Source organism: Pseudomonas sp. TE9122 (genome assembly GCF_056278925.1).
The window spans coordinates 2,731,703-2,744,596 of record NZ_JBWBQI010000001.1 but is presented as its reverse complement, the minus strand read 5'-3'; the positions used below and the strand labels follow the sequence as shown (position 1 = coordinate 2,744,596).

At 59.2% G+C, this 12,894-nt stretch carries 10 protein-coding genes; 6 read left to right on the top strand and 4 right to left on the bottom strand.

What is annotated here, in order from left to right; all coding sequences use genetic code 11:
• The first annotated feature begins 88 nt into the window (after positions 1-88).
• Positions 89-607, top strand: a complete 519-nt coding sequence (locus ACZ9BE_RS12325; RefSeq protein ID WP_236169079.1) for a DUF4946 domain-containing protein — start codon at positions 89-91, stop codon at positions 605-607.
• Between the two features lie 215 nt (positions 608-822).
• Here the strand turns inward: ACZ9BE_RS12325 and ACZ9BE_RS12320 are convergent, their stop codons facing one another.
• On the bottom strand, positions 823-1,188 hold the full coding sequence (locus tag ACZ9BE_RS12320) for a histone-like nucleoid-structuring protein, MvaT/MvaU family (RefSeq protein ID WP_041480175.1): 366 nt from the start codon (positions 1,186-1,188) through the stop codon (positions 823-825).
• Positions 1,189-1,415: 227 nt separating this feature from the next.
• Positions 1,416-2,951 carry an EAL domain-containing protein gene (locus ACZ9BE_RS12315; RefSeq protein WP_476249492.1) on the bottom strand — a complete coding sequence of 512 codons (1,536 nt, stop codon included), beginning with the start codon at positions 2,949-2,951 and terminating at the stop codon, positions 1,416-1,418.
• Between the two features lie 351 nt (positions 2,952-3,302).
• On the opposite strand from ACZ9BE_RS12315, the gene hppD reads away from it, so the two are divergent.
• Complete coding sequence (gene hppD, locus ACZ9BE_RS12310; protein ID WP_016774910.1) at positions 3,303-4,379, top strand: 4-hydroxyphenylpyruvate dioxygenase; 1,077 nt, start codon at positions 3,303-3,305, stop codon at positions 4,377-4,379.
• Between the two features lie 173 nt (positions 4,380-4,552).
• Here hppD and rarD read toward each other — a convergent pair whose 3' ends face one another.
• Both rarD and ACZ9BE_RS12300 read right to left on the bottom strand, forming a co-directional pair.
• A complete protein-coding gene (gene rarD / locus ACZ9BE_RS12305) occupies positions 4,553-5,434 on the bottom strand; it encodes an EamA family transporter RarD (protein ID WP_071172591.1) in 882 nt (293 codons plus the stop codon).
• A gap of 289 nt (positions 5,435-5,723) precedes the next feature.
• Entirely contained in the window at positions 5,724-7,034 is a 1,311-nt protein-coding gene (locus ACZ9BE_RS12300) for an MFS transporter (RefSeq protein WP_476249491.1), read from the bottom strand.
• 171 nt (positions 7,035-7,205) lie between these two features.
• Between ACZ9BE_RS12300 and ACZ9BE_RS12295 the strand changes: the two genes are divergently transcribed.
• The 4 genes from ACZ9BE_RS12295 to ACZ9BE_RS12280 all read left to right on the top strand — a co-directional run bounded on the left by ACZ9BE_RS12295 (position 7,206) and on the right by ACZ9BE_RS12280 (position 12,865).
• Positions 7,206-8,327 carry a sugar diacid recognition domain-containing protein gene (locus tag ACZ9BE_RS12295; RefSeq protein ID WP_150635138.1) on the top strand — a complete coding sequence of 374 codons (1,122 nt, stop codon included), beginning with the start codon at positions 7,206-7,208 and terminating at the stop codon, positions 8,325-8,327.
• Between the two features lie 238 nt (positions 8,328-8,565).
• On the top strand, positions 8,566-9,705 hold the full coding sequence (locus tag ACZ9BE_RS12290; RefSeq protein WP_236169077.1) for a glycerate kinase: 1,140 nt from the start codon (positions 8,566-8,568) through the stop codon (positions 9,703-9,705).
• Positions 9,706-10,010: 305 nt separating this feature from the next.
• Entirely contained in the window at positions 10,011-11,636 is a 1,626-nt protein-coding gene (locus tag ACZ9BE_RS12285; protein WP_476249490.1) for a methyl-accepting chemotaxis protein, read from the top strand.
• Between the two features lie 41 nt (positions 11,637-11,677).
• Positions 11,678-12,865, top strand: a complete 1,188-nt coding sequence (locus ACZ9BE_RS12280) for a pyridoxal phosphate-dependent aminotransferase (protein ID WP_476249489.1) — start codon at positions 11,678-11,680, stop codon at positions 12,863-12,865.
• The last annotated feature ends 29 nt before the right edge of the window (positions 12,866-12,894 follow it).

Genomic DNA, 12,894 nt, shown 5'->3' with positions numbered 1-12,894 from the left:
CCGGCCGGCATCGCCAAATGCAAGGCGGGCTTGCCCTGCGCGAGGGCGGGGCTCAGACTTTGCTCTCTACCTTCGAGTGCGTCCGGCAATGATCCGACTGTTCAAATCCGTGTTTGTTTTTTTTGCTTTGTCATTGGCCGTGGTTTTCCCGGCCATGGCCGAACCGAGCATCACCTGGCCGGCGGGCTGGAAGGTTGAAATGTTGCCGGATACCGCGCCGCCAGTCTCGCGGCAAAGGGCGGTGAAGCTCGATGCCGACGGCAATCAGGTGATGGTGATGGAGTTGACCATGACGCAAGTGGAGGCGGGGCATCAGGTCAATTTGCAAGGCGTGCTGCTGGAGATGCGCAAATCCATCCAGAAGGATTTCTTCCGCAGTGGTTATCAGAGCGTCTGCAACCGAATCCATCCGGCTGCGCTCGGATCATTGACCGGGTTGGAGACGACCTGCACGATCACCGAGAACGGCCGGCACGTATTATCACAAACGCTGGTGGCTGCCGTGGAAACAGACAAGGCTTATGTACTTTCATATGCCGGTCAGGCTGAGGTTTATAAGGCGAGCGCCGACGACATAGAGGCGGCACGTAACAGCCTGAAATTATAAACGTCCGTACTAACTCGCGGTGTTTTGAATGCCGGAAAGGATTAAGCACAAAGTTTGATTCATCGTTTGCAGCAACATCGCGCAGCAAAATGTTTAGCGTGATGACTCAGTAACGTTACACAATTTTCCAACTTGTTCGATGAAAATCATTTCATTTGTTAGATATTGTCAATAAAAAAGCCCTGCATCGCGCAGGGCTTTTTGTTGGCGTCAGATTAACCGCGCAACCATGAATCCACGGTGGCCGCACCGTACTGTTCTTTCCAGGCTTTCAGGCCGCGATGGTTGCCGCCCTTGGTTTCGATCAGCTCGCCAGTGTGCGGGTTCTGGTAAACCTTGACGACGCGGGCGCGGCGGGTCTTCGGCGCTGGGGCGGCCTGCAGACCGGACTTCGCCGGGTTCGGGTCGAGGATGGCGATGATGTCTTTCAGGCCTTTGCCATAGGTTTTCATCAGTCCCTGGAGCTTTTCTTCGAATTCGATTTCTTTCTTGAGCCCGGCGTCATTCTTCAGTGACTCCAGCTGTTTGAGCTGTTCCTGAAGGGCCTTTTCAGCTGCGCGAAATTCAGCGAGTCTGGACAATATCTTTACTCCAATAGTGTGTTTGGCTGATACCAACCGCAAACAAAGCTATAAGCCAAGAGCCTGGAAGCGACTCGGTGATAATTGGCTCACCTGTCAGTCTGGCTCAGGTTGAAAAAATTGTAGTAGTTAATGCGACAAGAGTAAATCCTGATGTTGTCGCCATGTAACAACAATGACTTTTTGTATCAATTTGGTGCGGTTGTTGGACGGGCTATGCTAATGAGTTAACGATCACTTAATGCGCTGATGAAATCTGCTGCCGGCATTGGCTTGGCAAACAAATAGCCTTGCATGAAATCCACCTGATGCTCCGTCAGGTAATCGGCTTGGGCCTGTGTTTCGACACCTTCGGCAACAATGGCCAGATCCAGCTTTGCCGACAGTTCAATGATGGAGTCGAGAATATGTCGTGATAGCGCATCGATGCCGATCATGGCGACAAAGCTCTGATCGATCTTGAGAAAGTCGACCTTGAAGGCGCGCAAGTAGCCGAGGCTTGAGTGGCCAGTACCAAAATCGTCGATCGCGATTTTCACTCCCAGTGCGTGCAATTGCTCAAACAGTTGCAGGGTCATGTCGTTCGGTTCGATCAGCTCGCGCTCCGTCAATTCCAGCACCAGCTCGACGCTGCCGGGCGCAAACGCCGCCAGGAGGTCGCGACAGTCTTCGACCAGTTCCAGATCCTTGCAATGGCTGGCAGTGATGTTGATGCCGATATGGAAAGGTTTGGCGAAGGCCGCAGAATGCGGTCCCAGCAGGGCGGCAGTCTGTTGCATCAGCGAGCGGGTCATCGGCACGATCAAGCCTGAATGCTCGGCAAATGGAATGAACAGATCCGGGCGTACGAGGCCCTCTTTCGGGTGATTCCAGCGCATCAGCACTTCAGCGCCGGACCACTGCTTGCTGTCACCGTGAACCACCGGCTGGAAATAAGGAATGAATTCCCAGGCCTCGAGTGCGCGAAGCATTTCGTGACTGGGCGAGTTCGAGCGTTTCTGCACGACATGGCCGATGGCGCCCGAGATCACGCCGAAAAATATCAGCAGGCTGAACAACGGCGGGTAGTTGGCCGCCATGTAACGCCAGGTCTCTCCCTCGGGAAAACCCGCCGACACGTTGAAACCGTATCGTTCGGATTCGAGCATGCTGTGCGCGACCGGGAAAGCGGGCAGGGGCCCTTGATGCACTCTGCCGTCGGCGGACAGCCAGTTATCGCCCACTTGCAACATCAGTAATGTCTGGCGGCCGATCAGGCGCAGGATGTTGCTCAGGTGATAACCATCAAGCGTGGTCAGCGCGCCGCCACGACCGTCGCTGAGGCGGTAGATCAACAATGCCGTGTCGGGAGTGACGGGATTGCCGTTCATCAACCACAGTTTGCCTTGATGATAGTCCCCGGCATTGACCGCTTCCTTGAACTGCCCGAACAGTGAGCTGCAGTAGAGCGTGTTGTCCCAGACCAGATTGGTCGAGCGCACGAAGGGGCGGCGGGTCACTTGGTCGCGCAGGGCCAGTTTCACGTCTTCGCAATTTTTCCCGGCCAGAGGCAGCAGAACCCGGGCGGCTTCTGCCGTGTTGTCGAGCATCAGATCGAACTGTTGCAACGCTTGTTCGGCCGTTTCCCCGGCACTTTGCTCCAGCGTTCGTTTTGCCTGCATATAAAGAATCCCACTGCCCAGCACGATTGGCAGCAGACCGCTGAGCAAAGTCACGGCGATTCGGGTGCTGCGTTTGCGGCGGGATCGGTGGGTCAGTGGCATGGACACATCCTGTGGTTTAGAAATCCGACCCGATAAACAATTGAGCCAGAGGGGAGAATAGATGGCAGATGGCGCTTGCGCCGTAGGTAAAAAAGCGGATTTTATACAGAGGGCAGACAGGCCTGGTTACGCTGTGTAGAATCGGGTTACGCATACAATAATAATCGTCTTCTGGCAGCAGAAGCCTCGCCCGCAAGAGCCTTGGGTCGACAATGAAGATATTCGGGTTTCAACTGATCTACGGAGACTTCCTCGCGCGCAGCGTGCGTGGCATCTCCTGCGCGCCGCCCTCCACATCACTTTCCTGACAAATAACCCTGGTTAATTGATAAGAAATGATGAGGCGTCACCATGGCAGATTTATACGAAAACCCAATGGGCCTGATGGGCTTTGAATTCATCGAGTTCGCAGCGCCGACTCCTGGCACACTGGAGCCGATCTTCGAGATCATGGGCTTCACCAAAGTCGCGACCCACCGTTCCAAGAACGTGCACCTGTATCGCCAGGGCGCAATCAACCTGATCCTCAATAACGAACCCAACAGCGTCGCCTCGTACTTCGCCGCCGAACACGGCCCGTCCGTTTGCGGCATGGCGTTTCGCGTGAAGGATTCGCAGAAGGCCTATTCCCGCGCACTCGAACTCGGCGCTCAGCCGATTCACATCGAGACCGGTCCGATGGAACTGAACCTGCCGGCAATCAAAGGCATTGGCGGCGCGCCGCTGTACCTGATCGACCGTTTCGGCGAAGGCAGCTCGATCTACGACATCGACTTCGTGTTCATCGAAGGTGTTGATCGCAACCCGGTTGGCGCTGGCCTGAAGATCATCGACCACCTGACCCACAACGTTTATCGCGGTCGCATGGCCTATTGGGCGAACTTCTACGAGAAGCTGTTCAACTTCCGTGAAATCCGTTACTTCGACATCAAAGGCGAGTACACCGGCCTGACCTCGAAGGCCATGACCGCACCGGATGGCATGATCCGCATTCCGCTCAACGAAGAGTCGTCCAAGGGCGCCGGGCAGATCGAAGAGTTCCTGATGCAGTTCAACGGCGAGGGCATCCAGCACGTTGCGTTCCTCACCGACGACCTGATCAAGACCTGGGATCAACTGAAGAAAATCGGCATGCGCTTCATGACCGCGCCGCCGGATACCTACTACGAAATGCTCGAAGGTCGCCTGCCGAATCACGGCGAGCCGGTCGATCAGCTGCAATCGCGCGGCATCCTGCTCGATGGCGCATCGGAGCAGGGCGACAAGCGTCTGCTGCTGCAGATTTTCTCGGAGACCCTGATGGGGCCGGTGTTCTTCGAATTCATCCAGCGCAAGGGCGACGATGGCTTCGGCGAGGGCAACTTCAAGGCCCTGTTCGAATCGATCGAGCGTGACCAGGTGCGTCGTGGTGTGTTGACCACCGAGTAATCTGAAATGAAAAAATCCCGGCCTGCAGAAATGCAGGGCCGGGATTTTTTTGCTTCATACAAAACCTGAGGGAGCGAGCCTGCTCGCGAATGCGGACTTTCATTCAACAGTCATGTTGACTGGTCTGACGACTTCGCGAGCAGGCTCGCTCCCACATTTGTCTTGTGTTGCATTCAAGAGCGGCGTTGGCGCGTCAAGTGTTTGAAGCCCTCGAACACCAGCACCACAACCGCCAGCCAGATCGGGATGTAAGTCAGCCACTCGCCCGACTTGATGCTCTCTCCCAGCAATAATGCCACCGCGAGCAACAGCACCGGTTCGACATAACTCAACAACCCAAACAGACTGAACGGCAGCAAGCGGCTGGCGATGATATACACCACCAGCGCGGACGCACTGATCAGACCGAGCAGTGGAATCAGCCACATCAGCCCCGGATATTGATCGAACACGGCCAGGCCCTGTTCGCCGCCCTGCACAAACCAGTAGGCGACCGGCAGCATCAGGGTCATGTCGACCCACAGGCCACCGAGGTTGTCGGTTTTCAGGTATTTGCGCAGCACGAAATACAGCGGATAACCGACCACGACCACCAGCGTCGCCCAGGAAAATCCGCCAACCTGATACAGCTCGTTCAACACGCCAAGACTGGCGAAAAATACCGCGATTTTCTGCAGGTAAGACAGGCTCTCGCCATAGGCAATCCGCCCGGTCAGCACCATCGCCAGTGGCAACAGGAAATAGCCCAGTGATACATCCAGGCTGTAGTCATTGAGCGGTGCCCACATGAACAGCCACAGCTGAACCCCGAGCAGGGCGGAAGAAACCAGCAGCCCGGCGATCAGCTTCGGCCTGGCGGCCATCAATCGGAACAGCTCCAGCACCCGCCGCCATTCCCCGGAAACCAGCATGAACACCGTCATGCACGGCACGGTCAGAAGCATGCGCCAGCCGAAGATTTCCACGCCGCTCAGAGGGGTCAGCAGCGACGTGTAGTAATACATGACGGCAAACAGCACGGAGGCTGAAACCGATAGAGCGATACCTTTAGACAAACTGTCCTCGCGACGTGATGGTTGAACGGGGCGCGCAGGATACGTGGTTTTTGTGCTGAATATTGAGCGGATGCTCATTATTTCCCACATCCTGGAGCCAAGCACAAAACCTGTGGGAGCGAGCCTGCTCGCGAAGAGGCCAGCAGATTCAGCATAGATGTTGCGTCGGCTGGCGCTATGCATGATTGCATCGCTTAAACGCAAAAGATCGCAACCTTCGGCAGTTCCTACAGGGAACGCATTCCACAGTAGCTGCCGAAGGCTGCGATCTTTTGATCTGCGCGTCTGATTAGGCCCGCAACGTCCGCGTCATCCGCAACGCCAGCAGACTCCCGCCGACGATCACCGCCGCCAGCACGTACAACGCTGCATCCGTCGAACCCGTGCTGTCCTTGACCCAACCCACCAGGTACGGGCTGAGGAACCCGGCCATCTGCCCCATCGAGTTGATCAGCGCCAGCCCACCAGCCGCTGCGCCCGCGCTCAGCATGGCGGTCGGCACCGGCCAGAACATCGGCAGACCGGTCAGTGCGCCCATGGTCGCTATGGTCAGGCCGAGAATCGCAATCGCCGGATTGGCCGCGAAATTCACCGCGATCACCAGCCCGACAGCGCCCATCAGCATCGGTACCACCAAGTGCCAGCGGCGCTCCTTGCGCAAGTCCGCCGAGCGGCCGACGACCAGCATGAACACCGCCGCGAGCAGGTACGGAATCGCACTCAGCCAGCCGATCACCAGGTTGTCGCTGAAGCCGAGGTTCTTGATGATCGACGGCAGCCAGAAGTTGATCGCGTACACGCCGCTCTGGATGCAGAAATAGATCAGGCCGAAGGCCCAGATCGCTGGGTTCTTGAACACCGCGAGCAGCGAGTCGGTGGCGGTTTTCGGTTTGTTGGCGAGGTCTTCGGCGTGGTCGGCTTCGAGCACCGAACGTTCATGGGCGGTCAGCCATTTGGCATTGGCGAAGCTGTCGCTCAACAGGAAATACGCCAGTGCGCCGAGGATCATCGTCGGAATGCCTTGCAGGAGGAACATCCACTGCCAGCCGGCCAGGCCACCCTGGCCAGCGGCGAAGTGGTTGAGAATCCAGCCGGAAAACGGGCTGCCGAGCAAACCGGAGACCGGAATTGCCGACATGAACAACGCCATGATCCGGCCACGGCGGAAGGTCGGGAACCACTGCGAGAGATACAGCACGACGCCCGGGAAGAAACCGGCTTCAGCGGCACCGGTGAAAAAGCGCAGGGTGTAGAACTCGGTCGGGGTGGTGACGAACAACAGGCAGGTCGACAGCGTGCCCCAGGTGATCATCATCAAGGCAATCCAGCGCCGAGGACCGAAGCGGGTCAGTGCCAGGTTGCTCGGCACGCCGCACAGCACATAACCGATGAAGAAAATCCCGGCGCCGAGGCCGTACACCGTTTCGCTGAATTTCAGTGCATCGAGCATCTGCAGTTTGGCGAAGCCGACGTTGACCCGGTCGAGGTAGTTGAACAGATAGCAGATGAAAATGAAGGGAATCAAACGCAGGGTGATGCGTTTGTAGACGGCGTTTTTACCGTCGTCGATGGTCTGGGTAGCTGCGGCGCTCTGCGACATAGCGGCTCTCTCTTTATTATGATTTTTTGCGATGCAAAGGGTAACGTTGATCGCCCTGAGAGTCTCGGCCACCTTTGGCCGGATTGTCTTTGTGCCTGAGCACAGGGTTTGCCGCCAGACCCTGTGCGGCTGAACAACCGTTCGTGCCTGAACTGAAGGATTGCCGCCGCTATGTTCGAACTCGATCACGACCTTGCCCAGGACATCGTCGACCGGGCCATGGCCATTTTGCCGTACAACGTCAACGTCATGGACAGTCAGGGCCTGATCCTCGGCAGCGGCGAACCGGAGCGCATCAACACCCGTCATGAAGGCGCGCAACTGGTGCTGGCCAACGGGCGTGTGGTGGAAATCGACGCGCAGACGGCGGTGCATCTCAAAGGTGTGCAACCGGGGATCAATCTGCCGCTGCTGCTCGATCAGCGCTTGATCGGCGTGCTCGGCATCACCGGCGAGCCGGAGCAATTGCGCACCTACGCCGAGCTGGTGCGCATGACCGCTGAAATGCTGGTCGGCCAGCGCAACCAGCAGGCCGAGCAACAATGGCGACGGCAGCGTTGCGATGATCTGCTGGCGTTGCTGCTGAGCGAAGCGGGGGATTCGCCGCGTCTGATCGATGAGGCGCAGCAGCTTGGGCTCAAGCCGCAATTGACCCGGGTGCCGTATCTGTTTGAACTGGGGCTCGAGCACGGCCCAGGGCAAACCGTCGAGGCACTGAGTGCGTGGCTGACCTCGCGTTATCCGGACAGTTGGTGCGTGAGTTCGGCGAAGTCTTCGTTGTTGTGGTGTCGCCCGGCGAGCCAGAACGTCGAGCATGATCGCCTGCTGGAAAAACTCGATGGCCTCGGCTGGAAGATTTTGCGCATCGCCGTCGGCGGGCAGGCGGATGGTCTGGCAGGGTTGCGTCGCTGTTACCGACGAGTCGGCGATTTGCTCGCTTATGGTCGTGACGTGCTGCCGAATTCCAGACTGCTGACGCTCAATCGTTATCGCTTGCCGGTCATGCTGTGGCGTCATCGCAACGATGATGCGCTGGACGAACTGCTCAAGCCGCTGCGCCAGGTCATCGCCAAGGACAGCAACGGCCAGTTGCTGGCGACCCTGCGCAGTTGGTGCGAGCACGACGGGCAGAGTCAGGCCTGCGCTGAGGCGTTGGGCATTCATCGCAATAGTCTGCGTTATCGCATGGAGCGGATTGCCGAGTTGAGCGGGGTTGATCCGTTGAAGCTGGACGGGATGCTGGCGTTGTATCTTGGGGTGCAGCTGCTGCCGCAGACTGATCCATTGCCATGAGTTGTCCTTGAGGCCGCCATCGCTGGCAAGCCAGCTCCCACAGGTCAGAAGGCGTTCATAACTTCCATAGCCACCGCAGAACCCTGTGGGAGCTGGCTTGCCAGCGATGAGGCCGGTACGACCAACACATATCTTTTGTGGAAATGAACAATAAACGTCGACGCCACTTGTGCACCCGACTGGCGTCAACGCTCACGACCGCTGGCAGCATGAACGCCACTGCAACCGGAGAATTCCCATGAAAATCGTCATCGCCCCCGACTCGTTCAAGGACAGCCTGAGTGCCCAAGGCGTTGCCGAAGCCATTGCCCTCGGACTGGCCCAGGTCTGGCCGCAGGCGACGCTGATCAAATGCCCGATGGCCGATGGCGGCGAAGGTACGGTCGAGTCGATTCTCGCAGCCTGCGAAGGTGAGTTACGCCGCACCCGCGTGCGCGGTCCACTGGGCGCGCCGGTCGAAGCCGCATGGGGCTGGCTGCCGCACAACCACACCGCGATCATCGAAATGGCCGAGGCCAGCGGTCTGCAACTGGTCCCGCCGGGACAGCGCGATGCCTGCATCAGCAGCACGTTTGGCACAGGTGAATTGATTCGTGCAGCGCTGGATGCCGGCGCGCAACGGGTGATTCTGGCGATTGGCGGCAGCGCGACCAATGACGCCGGCGCCGGGGCGATGCAGGCGCTGGGGGTGAAGTTGCTGGATGCGCAGAATCAGTCGCTGGTGCCCGGCGGCCTCGCCTTGGCGCAACTGGCGCGACTGGATCTGAGTGGACTTGATCGACGTCTGGCCGATGTGCGTTTCGACATCGCCGCTGATGTCAACAATCCGCTCTGCGGCCCTCACGGCGCCTCGGCCATTTTCGGCCCGCAGAAAGGCGCATCGCCTGCGCAGGTTGAGCAGCTCGATCAGGCGCTGGGGCACTTCGCCGAGCTTTGCGCGCAAGCATTGGGCAGGGACGTGCGCGATGAACCGGGCAGCGGCGCGGCGGGTGGTCTGGGGTTTGCCGCCAAGGCTTTTCTCGGTGCGCAGTTTCAGGCGGGCGTCGAGGTGGTAGCGGAACTGGTCGGGCTCGCTGACGCGGTCAAGGGTGCGGATCTGGTGATTACCGGAGAAGGCCGCTTCGATGCGCAAACCCTTCGCGGCAAAACGCCGTTCGGTGTTGCGCGAGTTGCCAAACGACACGCTGTGCCGGTGATCGTGATTGCCGGGACCTTGGGCGAGGGCTATCAGGAGCTCTATCAACACGGCATCGACGCCGCTTTCGCCGTGACCAGCGGACCGATGACACTCGAACAAGCCTGCGCCGAAGCACCGCGCCTGCTGCGTGAACGCGCCACCGATATTGCTCGGGTCTGGCAACTCGCCGCCCAACGCTGATCGGCTTGCCTATGTAGGAGCTGTCGAGTGCAACGAGGCTGCGATCTTTTGACTTTTAAAAGCAGGATCAAAAGATCGCAGCCTCGTTGCACTCGACAGCTCCTACCAAGGGCAGCGGAGCAGTTTTTGATTGTTGCCACGTCCTGAAAAATATTTACCGCAGACCCGAAACCTTCCTCAAGCCTGGCCGATACAACGGTCAGGCGCACACAAAACCACAATTCAGTGCCGCCGGACTGTCGCCCGCTATGGGCCAGTGCTCACGGCATGGACGCTCGTAGTTTCTTTCTTTCGAGAGTCCGACCATGTCCCTGCGTAACCTGAATATCGCGCCACGTGCTTTCCTCGGTTTTGCCTTTATCGCCTTGTTGGTGATTGTCCTCGGCGTGTTCGCGGTCAGCCGCATGACGGTCATTCGTCAGGCGTCGGTCGACATGGACACCAACCAATTGCCAAGCGTGACCCACCTCAGCGTGGTCACGGAAAACGTCCTGCGCATGCGCATTCTCTCGTTCCGTGTGCTGGTCAATCGCGAACCGGCCAGCCTGCAAGAGGCAGAAACCCGCATCGCGGTGCTCGTCGACAAGGTGCGCAAAGCGCAGGCCAGCTACGCTGCGTTGCCGGCAGGCCCTGAAGAGCGCGCGGTCTTCCAGACGTTTTCGACGACGCTCGATAATTACCTGCAAGCGCAGAATCAGATGATTGAGCTGTCGCGCAAGGGCGATCTGGAAGCGATGCGCGCGTTGATCAACACGCGCATCAAGGAAGGCACCGATCAGATGGGCGAGCAGCTCAACAAGCTGATCGGCATGAATACCGCCGGGGCCAGAGCGGCGGCCATTAAGGCCGGTGAAAACTATGACAGCGCCATCACCGGGATCATCATCGTCGCCGTGATTGCGGCGCTGGCCACCGTGTTGCTCGCCTGGTTGCTGACCCGCAGCATCGTCACGCCGCTCAACCGCGCCGTGCTCGCTGCGCAAACCATTGCTGGCGGTGACCTCGGTAAAGCCATCGAAGTCGACGGCAAGGACGAACCGGCGCGCCTGCTCGAAGCCTTGGCCGCGATGCAGACCAACCTGCGCAAAACCATCGAGCAGATCGCCGGTTCCGCCACGCAACTGGGCGCCGCTGCCGAAGAACTCAGCGCGGTCACCGAAGAAGCGTCGCGCGGGTTGCAGCAGCAGAACAACGAAATCGAACAGGCCGCCACGGCCGTCAACGAGATGACCGCTGCGGTGGAAGAAGTGGCGCGCAATGCCGTTTCGACTTCCGAAGCTTCCAATCAGTCGACCCACGCCGCCCGCGAAGGTCGCGATCAAGTGGTGAAAACCGTCGACGCGATCCAGACCATGACCCACGACGTGCAGAACACCGCGCAGATGATCGAAGGCCTCGCCGCGCAGGGTCGTGACATCGGCAAGGTGCTGGACGTGATTCGGGCCATCGCCGAGCAGACCAACCTGCTCGCCCTCAACGCTGCCATCGAAGCGGCGCGTGCCGGCGAGGCTGGCCGTGGCTTTGCCGTGGTGGCTGACGAAGTGCGCGCCTTGGCCCATCGCACCGCGCAGTCGACCCAGGAAATCGAGAAAATGGTTGCCGGCATCCAGAACGGTACCGGTGAAGCGGTCTCCTCGATGCAGCAAAGCAACCAGCGTACCCAGTCCACTCTGGAAATGGCCCGCGCGGCTGGCGTGGCACTGGAGCAGATCACGCAATCGATTCACCAGATCAACGAACGCAACCTGGTCATCGCCAGTGCGTCGGAAGAGCAGGCGCAAGTCTCGCGCGAAGTCGATCGCAACCTGGTCAACATCCGCGACCTCGCCACGCAATCGGCCGCCGGCGCCAATCAGACCAGTGCCGCGACCCACGAACTGTCGCGACTGGCAGTGGATTTGAACGCCATGGTGGCGCGTTTCGTGATTTGAGATACGGTGAAGGCTGGAAACCGCGCTAACAGGAGACGTACATGCGCTATTCAGCCTTGACCCAACGAATCGCCGGGGAGGGTGCCGCTGCCTGGCAGATTCACGACCGAGCGCTGGAACTGCGCGCCGAGGGCGTTGATGTTTTGTTGTTGAGCGTCGGCGATCCGGATTTCGATACGCCGTTGCCGATCGTCCATGGCGCGATCGATAGCCTGTTGGCCGGCGATACCCATTACGCCGATGTGCGTGGGCGGTTTGAGCTGCGCAGGCTGATTGCCGAGCGTCATCGCCAGCGCAGTGGTCAACGGGTTGATCCTGATCAGGTGATTGTCCTGCCCGGCGCACAATGCGCGGTGTACTCGGTGGCGCAGTGCCTGCTCGATCCGGGCGATGAAGTGATCGTCGCCGAGCCGATGTACGTCACTTACGAAGGTGTGTTTGGCGCCTGCGGTGCCAAGGTGATTGCGGTGCCGGTGCGCCCGGAGAACGGTTTCCGTGTCGACCCGGCCGATGTTGCCGCGCGCATTACCCCGCGAACGCGCGCCATGCTGCTCAACAGTCCGAACAATCCCAGCGGCGCGAGTTTGCCCTTGCTGATCTGGCAGGAGCTGGCAGCGCTGTGCATTCGTCATGATCTGTGGCTGATCAGCGATGAGGTGTACAGCGAGCTGTTATATGAAGGCGAGCACATCAGCCCGGCGAGCCTGCCGGGCATGGCCGAGCGCACCGCAACGATCAACAGTCTGTCGAAATCCCATGCGATGACCGGTTGGCGTATCGGCTGGATGATCGGCCCGAAACCCTTGGCCGAGCATCTGGTGAATCTGTCGCTGAGCATGCTCTTCGGTCTGCCGGATTTTGTACAGAAGGCCGCGCAAGTGGCGCTGCAAAGTGATCTGCCGGAAGTCTCTCAGATGCGCGAGGAGTATCGCTTGCGCCGCGATCTGGTCTGCGAACGTTTGTACGGTTGCCCTGGGTTGCAGCCGATTTGCCCGGATGGCGGCATGTTCGTGATGGTCGATGTGCGCCAGACTGGCCTCGGCGCGCAAGCATTTGCCGAGCGCTTGCTGGAAGGTTACGGGGTATCAGTGTTGGCCGGTGAAGCGTTCGGGCCGAGCGCGGCGGGGCATATTCGCATCGGGCTGGTGGTGGATCGGGTCAAACTGGCGGATGCCTGCGCGCGGATTGCGTTGTGTGCGGTGCAGCTGTTGCAGGCGCGGAGTGCCTGATGGATTTGCTGTGTCTTCACTGGCCAAAT